Annotated in this window: 12 protein-coding genes; 1 reads left to right on the top strand and 11 read right to left on the bottom strand. The window is 50.1% G+C overall.

Going from position 1 to position 15368, the window contains the following annotated elements; translation table 11 throughout:
- Nucleotides 1-87: 87 nt before the first annotated feature.
- The gene (gene recO, locus NQ565_RS04145; RefSeq protein WP_005656084.1) at nucleotides 88-816 is read left to right on the top strand and encodes a DNA repair protein RecO; all 729 of its coding nucleotides are present in this window, start codon (nucleotides 88-90) and stop codon (nucleotides 814-816) included.
- 256 nt (nucleotides 817-1072) lie between these two features.
- Here the strand turns inward: recO and NQ565_RS04150 are convergent, their stop codons facing one another.
- From NQ565_RS04150 to NQ565_RS04200, 11 genes are all read right to left on the bottom strand, one after another.
- On the bottom strand, nucleotides 1073-1522 hold the full coding sequence (locus NQ565_RS04150; protein ID WP_005656086.1) for a GatB/YqeY domain-containing protein: 450 nt from the start codon (nucleotides 1520-1522) through the stop codon (nucleotides 1073-1075).
- 67 nt (nucleotides 1523-1589) lie between these two features.
- Nucleotides 1590-2903 (bottom strand): cell division protein FtsZ, encoded by a 1314-nt coding sequence (ftsZ, locus tag NQ565_RS04155; protein ID WP_005656087.1) that lies wholly within the window; start codon nucleotides 2901-2903, stop codon nucleotides 1590-1592.
- Between the two features lie 33 nt (nucleotides 2904-2936).
- Nucleotides 2937-4334: a cell division protein FtsA gene (gene ftsA, locus NQ565_RS04160; protein WP_005656088.1), complete on the bottom strand. Its 1398-nt coding sequence runs from the start codon at nucleotides 4332-4334 to the stop codon at nucleotides 2937-2939.
- A gap of 54 nt (nucleotides 4335-4388) precedes the next feature.
- A complete protein-coding gene (locus tag NQ565_RS04165; protein ID WP_005656090.1) occupies nucleotides 4389-5126 on the bottom strand; it encodes a cell division protein FtsQ/DivIB in 738 nt (245 codons plus the stop codon).
- A gap of 30 nt (nucleotides 5127-5156) precedes the next feature.
- Nucleotides 5157-6542 (bottom strand): UDP-N-acetylmuramate--L-alanine ligase, encoded by a 1386-nt coding sequence (locus NQ565_RS04170; RefSeq protein WP_005656092.1) that lies wholly within the window; start codon nucleotides 6540-6542, stop codon nucleotides 5157-5159.
- A gap of 7 nt (nucleotides 6543-6549) precedes the next feature.
- Entirely contained in the window at nucleotides 6550-7698 is a 1149-nt protein-coding gene (gene murG, locus NQ565_RS04175) for an undecaprenyldiphospho-muramoylpentapeptide beta-N-acetylglucosaminyltransferase (protein ID WP_005656093.1), read from the bottom strand.
- Nucleotides 7699-7736: 38 nt separating this feature from the next.
- The gene (locus NQ565_RS04180; RefSeq protein WP_005656095.1) at nucleotides 7737-9020 is read right to left on the bottom strand and encodes an FtsW/RodA/SpoVE family cell cycle protein; all 1284 of its coding nucleotides are present in this window, start codon (nucleotides 9018-9020) and stop codon (nucleotides 7737-7739) included.
- Entirely contained in the window at nucleotides 9021-10355 is a 1335-nt protein-coding gene (gene murD, locus NQ565_RS04185; protein WP_005656096.1) for a UDP-N-acetylmuramoyl-L-alanine--D-glutamate ligase, read from the bottom strand.
- A gap of 110 nt (nucleotides 10356-10465) precedes the next feature.
- Nucleotides 10466-11734 carry a phospho-N-acetylmuramoyl-pentapeptide-transferase gene (gene mraY, locus NQ565_RS04190; protein ID WP_005656098.1) on the bottom strand — a complete coding sequence of 423 codons (1269 nt, stop codon included), beginning with the start codon at nucleotides 11732-11734 and terminating at the stop codon, nucleotides 10466-10468.
- A gap of 19 nt (nucleotides 11735-11753) precedes the next feature.
- Entirely contained in the window at nucleotides 11754-13202 is a 1449-nt protein-coding gene (locus NQ565_RS04195) for a UDP-N-acetylmuramoyl-L-alanyl-D-glutamate--2,6-diaminopimelate ligase (RefSeq protein WP_005656099.1), read from the bottom strand.
- Nucleotides 13203-13233: 31 nt separating this feature from the next.
- On the bottom strand, nucleotides 13234-15333 hold the full coding sequence (locus NQ565_RS04200; protein WP_005656100.1) for a penicillin-binding protein: 2100 nt from the start codon (nucleotides 15331-15333) through the stop codon (nucleotides 13234-13236).
- Between the last annotated feature and the right edge of the window lie 35 nt (nucleotides 15334-15368).

A 15368-nucleotide genomic window follows, 5' to 3' on the forward strand; every position in this document is an offset into this window, starting at 1 on the left:
TTTTTTATTCCTCTTCTTTAAGTTCCGTAGTTTCGCGCTTTTTTTGTAGCTTTGTTAGCCGGATTGAAACTTGATTAAAGGACGGAAATGTTACAGAAAACGCAAGGAATCGTATTGCATTCTTTGAAGTATAAGGATACTTCTATTATTGTAGACATCTATACCGAGGTGTCCGGACGGGCTTCTTTCCTGGTTCCGGTGTCCCGTTCGCGCAAGGCTGCGGTGAAGTCGGTACTGTTCCAACCTCTGTCTTTGGTAGAGCTGGAAGCGGATTTCCGTCCGAATACTTCTATATATAAGGTGAAAGAGGCAAAGTCTTTCTATCCTTTTACTTCGATTCCTTACGACCCTTATAAATCTGCCATCGCTTTGTTTCTGTCCGAATTCTTATATCGTGCGCTGCGCGAGGAGGCGGAAAACCGTCCTTTATTCGCTTATTTGCAGCATTCCATTGTCTGGTTGGATGAATGCGGCAGTGGCTTTGCCAATTTTCATCTGGTCTTTTTGATGCGTTTGTCGCGTTTTCTCGGATTGTATCCGAACTTGGAAGATTATCACGGCGGCGATTATTTTGATTTGCAGAATGCCTGCTTTACCCCGTTGCGTCCGCAATTGCATTCCGACTATATAGCGCCGGAAGAGGCGGCACGTCTCACAAGGTTGATGCGCATGAACTACGAAACAATGCATCTCTTTGCCATGAGCCGCATGGAGCGTGCCCGTTGTCTGACGATTATGAACGAGTATTACCGTTTGCATCTGCCGGATTTTCCCGTACTAAAGTCTTTGGAAGTCTTGAAAGAGTTGTTTGATTGAGCTCCGTTTCAAAGGGCATTCCGTTTCCTTACGTGTTTCCTGGAGTTTCCTGTAGAGAAACGCGCGTTTCCCTTAAGGGAAATTTCAGTTTCCTTAAAGGGAAATTCTCGTTTCTATGAAAGGGAACGGGCGTTTCTTCCGGGGGAAACGGGCGTGTCATAGGCATGAAAACAATAAAAAGCCGTACTTCAAACTGCTCTCCAACCGGAGGGGAGCTTGAAGTACGGCTCTGTACGTATTGGGTTGGGCAGAACGCTTATCCCAGCAATTCCTTTACTTTGGCCGAGATGGCACGTCCTTCGGCAAGCCCGGCAAGTTTCTTGCTGGCTACGCCCATTACCTTGCCCATATCCTTACCGCTGGTAGCGCCTGTTTCGGCGATGATTTCCTTCAAGGCAGCTTCCAGTTCTTCGGGAGACATCTGCTTGGGCAGGTATGCTTCCATAACCTTTACTTGCGCCAGTTCTGCATCGGCAAGGTCCTGGCGGCCTTGCTGCACGTAGATTTCGGCGGCGTCCTTGCCTTGCTTTGTCAGCTTCTGAATGATTTTCAGGGCATCGGCATCGGTCAGGGTATCATTGGCTCCCGGAGCGGTCTTGGCTTCGAGGAATACTTTCTTGATGTTTCTCAGGGTTTCCAAAGCTACTTTGTCTTTGGCTCTCATTGCGTTTTTAATGTCTTCGCTGACTCTTTCAAATAAATCCATATTGTTCTTTATTGTTTTACTGTTTACAATGTACTGTTTCCGGCTGAAGTCCGGAACGACAGTCGGTTTAGAAAGTGATTATGCCGTTGCCGCCGCTTTCCGCTTCCTGCGCTTCTTCGGTGGCGAGTATGCCGGCTTCTTCCGCCTTGACCTTGATTGCCGCCAGGGTACTCTTGTCGCGCTGGTAGGTAGGGGAGTTCTCCACCATGCTGATGATGTCGGCGTTGTCCAGGTCTTCGGGGTTGAAGATATAGATATGCCGGCGGCGCAGGCGCTGATACTTGGTGTTGGCATCCTTTCCGTAATAGGTTTCGCGGCGTGAGCGTCTTTGCTCTTCCTCTTCCTCCAATTCGGCAAGGCGCTTCTGCTCTTCTGCGGTACGCTGGGTGATGCGGTCGTCCATCTCTTTCATGTGGATGTCCTGGATGCCGAAGCCGGTGGCAAGCAGGGTAATCTTGACTTTTTGCTCCAGTTCCGGGTCTTCCGCCATACCAAATTTGGTTTCGAAGTCGCGGTTGAAGCGGTTCATAAAGTCTTTTACTTCATCCATTTCGCTCATCATCAGTTCATGGTCGGGACTGTAGGAGATATTAAGCAGTACTTTCTTAGAGTTGAAGATGTCGTTATTGTTCAGCAACGGAGAATGTTGTGCATTCTTGATGGCTTCGCTGACTCGGCTTTCGCCTTCGCCGTAACCGGTACTCATAATAGCTACCCCACCATCTTTCATGACTGTTTTTACATCGTTGAAGTCGAGGTTGATGATGCCTCGCATAGTGATGATTTCAGCAATGCTCTTGGCTGCAATCAGCAAGGTGTCGTTTGCTTTGGCAAATGCGCTGGTTACGGAGAGGTCTGGATAGATTTCACCCAGCTTTTCATTGTTGATGACAAGCAACGCATCTACGTGTTTGCTGATTTCTTCCACACCGTCTAATGCTTGGTCTATCTTCTTGTCTCCTTCCCAACGGAAAGGAATAGTAACGATACCAACAGTCAGTATGTCCATTTCTTTGGCAATCCGGGCAATGGTAGGAGCTGCACCGGTACCTGTACCACCACCCATACCGGCAGTGATGAAGACCATTTTCGTACCATCGTTCAACATCCCTTGCACTTCGTTTATGCTTTCTTCGGTCGCTTCTTTCGCTTTCGCAGGGCGGTTCCCGGCTCCTAATCCTTCGTGCCCCAGTTGCAGTTTAACTGGAACCGGAGATTCTTCCAATGCTTTGCGGTCGGTGTTGCAGACAACGAAAGCGACATCATGTATGCCTTCCCGGTACATGTGGTTTACGGCATTACCGCCACCGCCACCTACACCGATAACTTTGATGATTTTCGGTGAATCGGTCGGAAAATCGAATTGTGCTATATCGTCCATGAGTAATAGTTTATTCTGTTGTTAAAACTTATGTTACATTTTCTCTCCATCTCCTAGAATTTCTTCCTGAATTTTATCGAAGAGCCCCCAAAACCTGTTTGGTTTTGGTCTTGTATTGCCGGGTTTCTTCGTACCTGTACCGGTTTTGGTGCCCGACGTGGGTTTGGAAGGTTCGGGCTTCTTGGGGGCTTCTTTGACCGTATCTTTGCCTGTATCAAATCCGATGACAGTTTGTGTGTCATTCGGGTCGTTGGGCTTTTCAAGGATCGGTTTCACCTCCTGCAGGCAGCAGTTTTCGTTGCCTGCGGCAAGAAGGCCGAGCAAGGTATTCTGCATACCGTCCTTGGTCAGTACGTCACTGAATCCGTGAACGGTGTCATGCACGAAGCGCATCGTCTTTACTTTCTCTATTTTGCTTTGTTTGCGGAAGGCTTCCTCAATATTCTTCAGGTTTGCTCCGCCTCCGGTGAATACGACTCCGGAGAATAGCTTATCCTCATAACCGGAGAGCTGCAACTGGTTCCATACGTTGGCAAGGATTTCTTCGGAGCGTGCTCCGATGATGTTGTTCAGCGTGGCCAGCTCAATGGCGCGTCCGTCTTCCAGTGCACATACGGCGGGTGTCTCGCTCTCTTCCTCTTCCTCGTAGAGGGCGTTGCCGTATTGCAGTTTCAGCTTTTCGGCATCCTGCTCTTCCATCTGCAGGGACGTGATGTCACGAGTAATGGTGTTGCCACCTAGCGGCAATACGCTCAGGTAGCGGAGAATATTGTTCTTGTAGACCGAAATGGTGGTGGTATCGGCGCCGAAGTCTACCAGTGCACAGCCCGAACGCATCTCGTTTTCCGTTAAAACGGCATTTGCCAACGCTATCGGAGCGATAAGCAGGTCGGCTATCTCTACCTTTGCCTGCTCGAAGCTGTGTTCCAGGTTCTTCTTGAGTGAGGCGCGTGCCACGATGTTGAGGAACTGTCCTGTGATGTGCTGGCCTGCCACGCCCACCGGGTCGGCTTGCAGGGTATTGTCTATCTTGTATTCTTGGGGGGCCACATCCAGTACACTCATGTCTGCCAACGGCACTTCAAGGTTCTCGTCACAGATAGAGTCTACCAGCTCTTGCGAGATGATGCCTTCTTCGTCCAGTGTACGACTCACCGCGTTTTTTACTGTGCGCAATGACTGTCCGCCGATGCCTACATATACTTTGGCAATGGAGTTGTTGAGCTGGTTTTCCAGCTTGTTGGTGATGGAAGTCAATGCCTGTGCTGTCTTGTCGATGTTGTAGATGACCCCCTTGTGGATAAACGAGGACGCATCTTCGCGTGCATAGGCCAACACCTGAATGCTTCCGTCACTGTTCTTCTTTCCTGCGATACCGGAAATCTTGGAAGAACTCAACTCAATAGCGGCGATGAAATCTGTTGTTGCCATAACTGTTTTATTTACTATTTTACTATTTACTGTCTACTATTTGCTGCGCGGTAACTATTCTCTTTTCGTGCAGATAATCTGGTTACCAAACTCAACACTGATACGGGAATATTTGTTCCAGCCTACCTTGTTCAATCCTTTTTCGTAGAATACCTTTACCCGTTTCAGTTTCCGTTCGAAGTCGTCCAGCTTACCGAGGTAGATGACATGGTCGCCTACGCGCGGTACCAGCTCTATGTTTTTGTCGGGCAATACATGAATCTGCTCGATTTGCGCGTTCCAGAACGAATTCTTTTGCAAAAATACACCAAACTTATATAAATCCCTCATGGCAAACGACTTTTCTACGTTTCCGGTCACAATGGCACGGTGCGCAACGCACTTTGCATCGGGCGGCATTACCGTGCCCTTATTGTCCAGATAGTAGTTCTCGCCGTTGGCGCTCATTATCCTCAGGATAGGGATGCGCTGGGTTACTTCGATACAGAGTTTGCCGCTCGGCGTCTTGTAACATTCCACTTCGTCGATGAGCGGATGCTTGGAGAGCGCCTGCTCCAACGTTTTGGTGCGGATACGGTCCAAGTGCTTGCCTATGGGACTGACGCCTTTCTTTTCCAGCATGGCGGCTACTTCCTTTTTCGTGATGAAGCCGGCATATACCGTGTCTTTGATAACCAGCTCCACATCACGGCACACTTGACCCGCCGGCTTCCGGTTGAAAGCGGTAACGGCCACTATCAGGTAGGCAAGGACGAGCAACAGGACGATAGAAAGTAGAATCCTTTTAATCATAGGCTTATTTGCTGTTTACTGTTTTACGGTTTACGCTTTGCTGCGCTGTTCGAGCAGCCGGGCTATGGAAGGTACATAGTTGTCCAGGTCTCCGGCTCCCAGCACTATCAGCACTTCAACCGGTTTCTTCGAGAGCAGGTCGGGAATGTCTTCCTTCCTGCATATGCACTTTTCGATGCCCGGGCGCAGGTTGTCGTATATGAGTTGGCTGCTGACACCGGGAATGGGTTGTTCGCGGGCAGGGTATATCTCTGTCAGAATCACTTCGTCCAGTAGCGAGAGGCTGTCTGCAAAGTCTTTGTAGAAGTCTCTGGTACGGGTATAGAGATGGGGTTGGAAGATAGCCGTTATCTTCTTGTCCCGGTAAAGTTCGCGGATAGACTTCACGCTTTGCGCGATTTCGGCGGGATGATGGGCGTAGTCGCTGAGGAATACGAGTCTGTCCGTCTTTATCTTGAAGTCGAAACGGCGGTCTACGCCGCGGAAACTGGCCATTCCCTGTCTGATTTCCTCATCGGTGACCCCGTTCAGGTGTGCAAGCGCCATGGCTGCCACGCCGTTCTCTATGTTGATGCCGATAGGTACACCGAGCCGGATATCGTTGATGCGGGTGTCCGGAGCAATGAAGTCGATGACGATTTCACCGTTTCCGATGCGGATGTTCTCGGCATGGAAGTCTCCTTCGTCGCGGGAGTAGGTATAAGTTCTTACGCCCGGCTGTACATCCGGCTGCAAGGCAAGCCCCTTCCGGATAATCAGTGCCCCTCCCGGTTGGATAAGGGTGGTATAGTGGCGGAAGCTTTCAAGATAAGCCTCGCGCGTACCGTATATGTCCAAATGGTCGGGGTCGGTAGAGGTGATAACGCTCATATAGGGAGAAAGCCAGTGGAACGAACGGTCGAACTCGTCGGCTTCGATTACGGTGTACGGACTGGCCGGAGATAAGAGCAGGTTTGTTCCGTAGTTCTTGGAGATGCCTCCGAGAAAAGCCGTGCAGCCCACATGCGACTGGTGGAAGAGATGCGCCGCCATTGTACTTGTGGTGGTCTTGCCATGCGTACCGGCAACGCAGAGTCCTTTGCTGCTGCGGGTAATCGTGCCCAATACCTGGGAACGTTTATGTATCTCGAAACCATTCTCCCGGAAATAGGCCAGTTCGGCATGCTCCTGAGGAATGGCAGGGGTGTACACCACCAGTGTGCTTTCCTTGTCCTTGCAATTTTCAGGGATGAGACCGGTGTTTTCCTCATAATGTATTTGTGCACCTTCTGCAATGAGATGCCCGGTCAGTTCGCTTGGCGTACGGTCATATCCCGCCACGAACTTGCCTTTGGATAGAAAATAGCGTATCAGTGCGCTCATGCCGATGCCGCCGGCACCGACGAAATAAACGGATTTTATGGTTTCTATATTCATGTACTTGTCATTTAATAAGTTTCAGCACCTCTTTGGCGATGACGGTTGCCGAGTCGGGCAATGCCAATCGGGCGATGTTGTTGCTCAATTCTTTCAGTTTATCACTGTCTTTTACCGTATCCAGTGCTGCGGGCAGGAGTTTCTCTTCGGCTTCCGCGTCCTTTACGTAGATGGCGGCGTCTTTATCGACGAGCGCCAGTGCGTTCTTGGTCTGGTGGTCTTCTGCCACATTGGGCGAGGGGACAAGGATTACAGGCTTGTGAAGCAGGCAGAATTCCGAAATGGAGCCGGCGCCGGCACGGGAGATTACCAAATCGGCAGCCGCATAGGCCTTCGCCATGTCTTTGATGAAATCCGTCACATACAGGTTGGGTATGGCATTGATGTGCGGGTGGTGTACGGCTTCACCGGTTGCCGCGGTGATGGCGTCCCTTACCTGGTCGATGTATATTCTGCCGGTCTGCCAGATGAACTGTATGTCGGGGTTCTGCCGGATGACGTCAAGGCCGGCGGTCAGGGTGCGGTTAATGGTGCGTGCCCCGAGGCTGCCGCCCAGTATCAGGATGGTCTTTTTGGACGGGTTCAGGCTGAAGTAGCTTACGGCTTCTTCGTGCGCAACGGCATGTCCGAGCAAGTTCTGGCGGACGGGGTTGCCGGTCATGATAATCTTCTCTGCAGGGAAGAACTTTTCCATGCCTTCGTAGGCAACGCATATCTTGCAGGCTTTCTTGGCAAGCAGCTTGTTGGTGACACCTGCATAGGAGTTCTGCTCTTGTATCAGGGTAGGCACTCCCATCATTCCCGCCGTTTTCAGGGTAGGGCCGCTGGCATAGCCGCCCACGCCTACTGCCACCTGCGGACGGAATTGCTTGATGATGCTGCGCGCTTTCCATTGGCTGCGTGCCAGTTTCACCAATACGGCAAAGTTCTTCCACAAGTGCCTGCGGTCGAAGCCCGCCACGGGCAGGCCGATAATCTTGTAGCCGGCATCGGGTACACGCTGCATTTCCATGCGTCCTTCTGCACCTACGAACAGGATTTCCGCATCAGGACGCAATTCCTTAATCGCGTTGGCAATGGATACGGCCGGGAAAATGTGTCCGCCCGTGCCGCCACCGCTGATGATAATGCGCGGTTTGTTGTTCTTTGTTTCCATATATGAGTTTATCTACTTGCTACTACTGATAATTAATCTTATTCAAATTCGGCATCGCTGTTCAGCATCTTGGCTGTCGGCTCGGCAGCGCTTTGCGCTTCGCTGTAAGTGCTTTCGTTTCCGTTGCCGGTTTCCACCTGCATGGTGATTTGGGCATCGTGCGCTCTCTGTTCTTCCAGCTTGGCGGTGTACCGGCTCACACTCAGTATCATGCCGATATAGGCACAGTTTATCAACGTCGAAGTACCTCCTTTGCTGATAAGCGGCAGCGGTTGCCCGGTTACGGGAGCCAGTCCCACGGCCACCATCATGTTGAAGATGGCCTGCGACACCAGCAGCAGGGCTATGCCGATGATGAGGAAGGCGGGGAAGGTGCGGTCGCATTTCTTTGCGATACGTCCTACACGTATCAACAGACAGATGTAGAGGAATACGACTATGACTCCTCCTACCAGTCCGAGTTCCTCGATGATAATGGCAAAGATGAAGTCGGAGAATGCCTGGCTCAGGAAGTCACGCTGTACGGAGTTGCCCGGTCCCTTGCCGATGACATTGCTGGTGGCGACGGCGATACGTGCGTGGGCTATCTGGGCGTCTTTGTCTATATCGAATTTTGCGGCAGGCACTACCTCGTCACTCGTAAACTTCTCGATACGGGCACGCCACGTGTCGAACCGGTGCAGGAAAGGTATGTCGCTGTTCTTTGTCATCAGCAGGAAAGTTACGGCAACAATGCCTACCGATGCCAGGCTGCCGGTCAGCATCAACAGTCGTTTTGCAGAGACACGCCCTATGAACATCATCAGAAAGACTACCCCGAACAGCAATGCCGCCGTGGATAAGTTCTCCGGAGCAATGAGCAGGCAGATAACTCCGGTTATTATCATAATCCGCTTGAAAGCCTTCGGGTTGGCGCCGTCCTCATCCTGCCCTTTGGACAGGATGAAAGCCGTGACTATGATAACCGCCATTTTGGCTATCTCCGAGGGCTGGAACTGTATGCCCATGAACGTCATCCAGCGCGCCGCCCCGTTGATACGTTCCATCATCATGACCAGTATCAGCAGTATTGCGGAAGCCGGCAACAGGAAGACAGGGAATACCTGAAACCATTTGTAGGGGATGTTGTGCATGAGGACCACAATCACAGCGCCTACCATCAGGATAATGCTGTGCTGGGTGATGGGCCCCCAATGGTCGCCGCTCTTATAGGTAAGCGTACTGGCAGCACTGAACACCTCTGTAATGGAGATGAGGCAGAGGAAGAGGAAAATAATCCAGATTACTTTGTCTCCTTTGAATATGCTTTTTAATAAATCCATTTATAACTCTCTTACGTATTTCTTGAATTGGTCGCCCCGGTCTTCATAGCTCTTGAAGAGGTCGAAGGAAGCGCAACAGGGACTCAATAATACTGTTTCGCCTTTCCGGGCTAATTTGAAAGCGGCGTCTACCGCGTCTTTCATGCCGGTCTGCACATCGGCCACCGGCAGACCGAGGCGGTCGAAAAAGCCGTGCAGCTTTTCATTGTGCAGTCCCAGGTAGACCAGCGCGGAGCATTTGCTACGTACCAAATCCTCTATTTCGGTATAGTCATTCCCCTTGTCTTTGCCGCCGAGAATAAGCACGGTTTTGGTTGTCATGCTTTGCAGGGCGTACCAGCAGGAATTGACATTGGTTGCCTTGGAATCGTTGATGAATTGGACGCCGCGTACGGTCGCTACCTTTTCCAGACGGTGTTCTACACCTTTGAAGTCGGACAAGGCTTTGCGGATATCTTCTTTGCGGATACCTGCAAGGTTGGCGGAAATGCCGGCAGCCAATGAGTTATACAGGTTGTGGGTTCCTCGCAGGGCAAGTTCTTCCTGCTCCATGTTGAAAGCAATCGGTTCGTTGATTTCCACTTCACCGTCTTCCACATAAGCAATGGCGCCGTCTTCCTTTACGGCGGCGAAAGGATAGGGATGGGCTTTTAAGCCGTGCTTTTCCAGCTCTCTGCGGATGATGGGGTCGTCGTTCCAGTAGATGAAAGCATCTTCCGGAGTCTGGTTTTGCGTGATGCGGAATTTGGCATCCACATACTTCTGCATGCAGTGATCGTATCTGTCCAGATGGTCAGGGGTAATGTTCATCAGAACGGCGATATTGGCGCGGAACTTATACATATTGTCCAGTTGGAAGGAGCTGAGTTCGATAACATAATAGTCGTGCTTCTCCATGGCCACCTGCAAGGCAAGGCTGTTGCCGATGTTGCCTGCCAGCCCTACATTCAGTCCCGCACTCTTGAAGATGTGGTAAATGAGCGAGGTGGTGGTAGTCTTGCCGTTAGAACCGGTGATGCAAATCATTTTGGCGTTTGTATAACGTCCGGCGAACTCTATCTCGGAGATGATGGAGATGCCTTTTTCTTTCAATTTCAGAATCAGCGGAGCGTCGTTGGGGATGCCGGGACTTTTTACCACTTCATCGGCATTCAGTATCAGCTCTTCCGTGTGCTGTCCTTCCTCCCAGGCAATGCCATGCTTGTTCAGCAGTTCCTTGTATTTGTCTTTAATGGCAGACATGTCGGATACGAACGTGTCGAAACCTTTCACCTTGGCAAGTACGGCAGCTCCCGCGCCGCTTTCGCCTGCTCCTAAAACTACAATTCTACTCATATACTATTATAATTAAGAATGGAGAATGATGAATGAAGAATCCGGCTGCATATTGTGATGCGCTGTATCGGTAACTCTTCATTTTTCATTCATAATTCTTCATTGGGTTGTTATCTTATCTTTAACGTTATAATTGTTATTGCTGCCAGTACAATGGTTACGATCCAGAAGCGGACGGTAATTTTCGATTCATGGAACAATTGTGCCGGTTGGGTAAATACCACTTTGCAACCGGGCTCTATCAGGTTCATGCCGGTGCGGAAGTGGTCGTGTATCGGCGTCCGTTTGAAGAGACGCTGTTTAACCCCTTTCCGTTTGCCGGCTTTGTAGTAGACCCGTTGCAGAATTACCGACAGGTTCTCTACAAGGAATATGCCGCATAGGATAGGTATCAGCAGCTCTTTATGGATGATAATGGCGTATACGGCAATGATGCCGCCGATGGTCAGACTGCCTGTATCGCCCATGAATACCTGTGCCGGGTAGGCGTTGTACCAGAGGAAGCCGATAAGTGCACCGATGAAAGCGCAGATAAAGATTACCAGCTCTTCCGAACCCGGTATGTACATGATGTTCAGATAACCGGCATATTCGATATGGCTGGATACGTATGCCAGTATGCCCAGTGTCAGACCGATAATGGCGGAGTTGCCCGCTGCCATGCCGTCCATGCCGTCATTCAGGTTGGCGCCGTTGGAAACGGCGGTTACTACGAATATGGTGACGAGTACGAACAGTATCCAGCCCGCCGTTTGTGCGTGTTCTCCCATGAAAGACACGAGGTCGGCATAGTCAAGGTTGTTGCTCTTGAAGAAAGGGATGGTAGTCTGTGTAGCCTTGATTTCTTTGGCGGCATGCACTACCTCGATGCCTTGTCCCGGTCTCTCTACCTCGATGTTTTCACGGATAACGACCTGCGGACTGAGATACAGGGTAAGCCCTACAATGAGTCCCAAGCCTACCTGGCCGATAATCTTGAACTTACCGTGCAGGCCTTCCTTGTCTTTCTTGAATATCTTGATGTAATCGTCGGCAAATCCTAATGAACCTAACCACACAGTGGTGATAAGCATCAGAATCATATAGATATTATTCAGCTTGCCCAGCAACAGGCAGGGAATCAGAATGGCAAAGATAATGATAACTCCGCCCATGCTCGGTACGCCCACCTTGTTTACGCCGAACGGGTCGATGTTGGCATCCCGTTGCGTTTCGGTAATCTGTTTGCGTTTCAGCAGGTCGATGAACTTGTCACCCCAGATGCTCGAAATGAGCAATGCCAGGATGATAGCCATCAATGCCCTGAAAGATGTATAGCCGAACATACCCGCACCGGGGAAGTCGTATTTATCTAACCATTGGAATAAGTAGTATAACATAATTTCTTACTTTATCACTTTAAAACATTATCGCCTTTAGTTCTTCTTTGTCATCGAAATGATGCTTCACTCCTTTTATCTCCTGATAATTTTCATGTCCTTTGCCGGCTACGAGAATGACATCTCCCGGTTGCGCCAGCATGCAGGCGGTCTTTATGGCTTCTTTTCTATCGGCGATACTGATTGTCTTCTGCAAATCGTCCTTATCCAACCCTGCCAGCATATCGTTGATGATGTCTTGCGGCTCTTCAAAGCGGGGATTGTCGGAAGTGATGATGACACGGTCGCTCAAACGGGCGGACTCTTTAGCCATGATAGGACGTTTCCCTTTATCACGGTTGCCGCCTGCGCCGACTACGGTAATCACTTTGCCTTTGCCTTCCAGTACGCCGTGGATGGCATTCAGCACATTCACCAACGCATCCGGAGTATGGGCATAATCCACAATGGCGGTAATGCCCTTCGGAGAGCGGATAGAGTCGAATCTGCCTGCTACAGGGTGCAAAGTGCTGAGGGCAACGAGCACATCTTCTTCTTTCTTTCCCAACAGTACGGCTGCGCCGAATACGGCAAGAAGGTTGGAAGCATTGAACTTGCCGATAAAGCGTACGGCCAGTTCATGGTTGTTAAAGTCGAGCAGCATGCCTTCAAAATGAGACTCCAATACTTTTCCCTTGAAATCGCTGAGGCTTCTCAATGAATACGTATATACGCGCGAACGTGTGTTCTGGGTCATGACCAGCCCGTTCTTGTCGTCCAGATTGGTCAGGCTGAACGCGTTCTTGGGCATGTCGTCGAAGAACTTCTTTTTTGCTTTGAGGTAGTTTTCGACAGTCTTGTGATAATCCAGGTGGTCGCGCGTAAGATTGGTGAAGATGCCACCGGCAAACTTCAAACCGCTGATACGCTGTTGTGCGATAGAGTGGGAGCTGACTTCCATGAATGCGTATTTGCATCCGGAGTCTGCCATCTCACCCAGCAGGCGGTTAAGGGTAATCGGGTCGGGGGTGGTATGCTCGGTCGGCACGGGCCGGTCGTCAATGTAGTTGCATACCGTGGAAATCAGTCCGACTTTATATCCGAAATAACGGAATGTATTATATAATAAGGTGGCAATGGTTGTTTTGCCATTAGTGCCGGTTACGCCCACCAGCTCCATTTTGGAAGTGGGATCACCGTAGAAAGTGGTGGCAACCTTACCCACCGCATTCTCGCTGTCTTTTACTTGGATATATGTAACATCAGGATTTGTTTCTTCCGGCATGTCTTCGCACAGTACGGCTATAGCGCCTTTTTCAATGGCGGTAGGGATATATGCGTGACCGTCGGTCTGCGTACCGCGCATTGCCATAAACAAATGTCCGGCCGCAACTAAACGGGAGTCGATATTCACTCCTGTTATATCTTTCTCCGTACTGCCGATAATTTGTACCGGTTGTATCGCTTTTAATAGTTCGCTTAATTTCATTCCTTATTATATAATAATGTATATTCTTATATTAACGTAATGTCAAGGCTATTGTCTGTCCTTTTATCAATCGGCTTCCGCCTGCGATGGACTGGTTTCTTACCTTGCCGATGCCGTTGAGGCGTACTCTAAGTCCTTTGCTTTCCAGCAGATAAACAGCATCCTTGGCCCCCATGCCCACTACGCTGGGAACTATGCCGTCGGAAACTTTCTGATTTTGCAGGATAACGGCGGACGGGGCAGCCTGGCTGTGTCCCCACAACTCTCTCTCGTTTTCTACCTCAAACTGTTTCTGCACCGGAACATCCAATGTGTTGAGCACGCATAATGCCTCGTTCATCTCTCCGGCTTTTACCGCAGGAATTACATTGGTGGTGCTGTCTATCGCACTGCGTATATCGAACCGCAGATTCTTGGCATATACCCTTTCTGCAATCTTGTTGAATACGCTACCCGCCATCAAGCCGCCCGATGCCGGAAGTCCCGGCTTCTGTATGGAAACGATGCAACTGTATTTGGGAGCCTCTGCCGGGAAGTATCCGCAGAAACTGACGAGATAATTCACCCGCCCCGCCTTATAACCGGCGGCACCTTGCGAAATCTGCGCCGTACCCGTCTTGCCGGCTACGGCAAACTGTTTGCTTCCGGCGGGTTTGGCCAAACCTTCGGCAACTACTTTGCGCAGAATCTCCCGTATCTGTGTCAGCGTATTGTCCGAGCAAATCTTCGGATTGATAACTTCCGTAGGAAAGTCACGGACAACCTCACCGTCTTTCACTGCCGCTTTTACGAATTTAGGGCGCACCATTGTACCGTTGTTGGCAATGGCATTATAGAAAGTCAGTATGTTCAGTGGCGGTACCTGCGTTTCATATCCTATACTCATCCAGGGTAACGTGGTCTTGGCAAAATACCGTTCTTTCGGACCGCGGATGTTAGGTTTGCCCTCTCCGGCTATTTGCAGGTGGAGCGGGCGGTCTATACCGATACGCTTCAATCCGTCTACGAACTTCTGCGGATTGTCGCTGTAGTGCTTGTCGATAAGATATGAGACGCCGATATTGGATGATACTTCCAGAATACGTGTCACATCAATCTTGCCATATCCGCCCCGATGCCAGTTATGGTCTTTCATCGGGCGGCCGTGCATCATCATGATGCCGTTGCCTGTGTCGACTTCCGTATGAGGAGTAATCTTTCCGTCTTCAAGGGCTACCATGATAGAGGCTGTCTTGAATGTGGAACCCGGCTCCAGCATATCGCTGATGGCGTTATTACGCATTTCGTAATAGTTGCCGTCGCCCGCTTTCATCATGTTGACAATGGCTTTTACTTCTCCGGTCTGTACTTCCATCAATACGGCAACACCCACACTGGCGTTTATCTCTTTCAGCTTGTCTATCAGTGCTTTCTCGCAAATATCCTGCATACCCACGTCGATGGTGGAAATGATGTCGCAACCGTCTACGGGAGCAATGTCCACTATGTTCAGGTATTTGTTCATCACCTTCTGGCGATGGGTGATACCGTCACGTCCTTTCAGCAGCGTATCAAAGGCAAGTTCGATACCGTTTTTGGCTCCTTGCGCTGTATCGGCATAGAGGTCGCCCAATGTACGGGCGGCCAAAGAGCCGAAGGGCTTTTTACGCTGGTTGTAAGTCTGTTCGTGGAAACCGCCTTTGTATTTGTTCAAGTTGAACACCGGCAGTCTTTTGGCTTCCTTATATTGGATATAGGAGATACGTTTCGGGTAAATCAGGTAGTTGCGGCTACCCCTTTTGCGTCCCTTTAACAGATGTCTTTTAAATTCGGCGGCACTTTTATCGGGGAATATCCGGTGCAATCCTTCGCAGATTTCTCCCAGATGATTCATAAGCATGGTGTCTTTCTTCTCTCCACCTGCTTTGAAGTCCATGTAAATACGGTACTCCGGTAGGGAGCTCGCCATTAATTTGCCGTCCGATGAAAGGATATTGCCGCGGTTGGGCTTCACCGTAACATTCTCCTTTACAAAGCGGTCGGCAACATCTTGCCAGTACTGACGTTCGGCAAACATGATGACAGTACCTTTTACGATAATAGCTACTCCTATCAGTCCCATGACGAGGACTACGAAGAAGTAGCGGGTCATTATATTTTTCTTGTTTACTGCCAAGGTTGTTTCGA

It is taken from the genome of Bacteroides stercoris ATCC 43183 (assembly GCF_025147325.1).
In the GTDB taxonomy this organism is placed as follows: domain Bacteria; phylum Bacteroidota; class Bacteroidia; order Bacteroidales; family Bacteroidaceae; genus Bacteroides; species Bacteroides stercoris.

Bases quoted from the DNA above. Each gene is read 5' to 3' on its own strand.
- recO (WP_005656084.1), top strand. From the start codon at position 88: ATGTTACAGAAAACGCAAGGAATCGTATTGCATTCTTTGAAGTATAAG.
- NQ565_RS04150 (WP_005656086.1), bottom strand. From the start codon at position 1,522: ATGGATTTATTTGAAAGAGTCAGCGAAGACATTAAAAACGCAATGAGA.
- ftsZ (WP_005656087.1), bottom strand. From the start codon at position 2,903: ATGGACGATATAGCACAATTCGATTTTCCGACCGATTCACCGAAAATC.
- ftsA (WP_005656088.1), bottom strand. From the start codon at position 4,334: ATGGCAACAACAGATTTCATCGCCGCTATTGAGTTGAGTTCTTCCAAG.
- NQ565_RS04165 (WP_005656090.1), bottom strand. From the start codon at position 5,126: ATGATTAAAAGGATTCTACTTTCTATCGTCCTGTTGCTCGTCCTTGCC.
- NQ565_RS04170 (WP_005656092.1), bottom strand. From the start codon at position 6,542: ATGAATATAGAAACCATAAAATCCGTTTATTTCGTCGGTGCCGGCGGC.
- murG (WP_005656093.1), bottom strand. From the start codon at position 7,698: ATGGAAACAAAGAACAACAAACCGCGCATTATCATCAGCGGTGGCGGC.
- NQ565_RS04180 (WP_005656095.1), bottom strand. From the start codon at position 9,020: ATGGATTTATTAAAAAGCATATTCAAAGGAGACAAAGTAATCTGGATT.
- murD (WP_005656096.1), bottom strand. From the start codon at position 10,355: ATGAGTAGAATTGTAGTTTTAGGAGCAGGCGAAAGCGGCGCGGGAGCT.
- mraY (WP_005656098.1), bottom strand. From the start codon at position 11,734: ATGTTATACTACTTATTCCAATGGTTAGATAAATACGACTTCCCCGGT.
- NQ565_RS04195 (WP_005656099.1), bottom strand. From the start codon at position 13,202: ATGAAATTAAGCGAACTATTAAAAGCGATACAACCGGTACAAATTATC.
- NQ565_RS04200 (WP_005656100.1), bottom strand. From the start codon at position 15,333: ATGACCCGCTACTTCTTCGTAGTCCTCGTCATGGGACTGATAGGAGTA.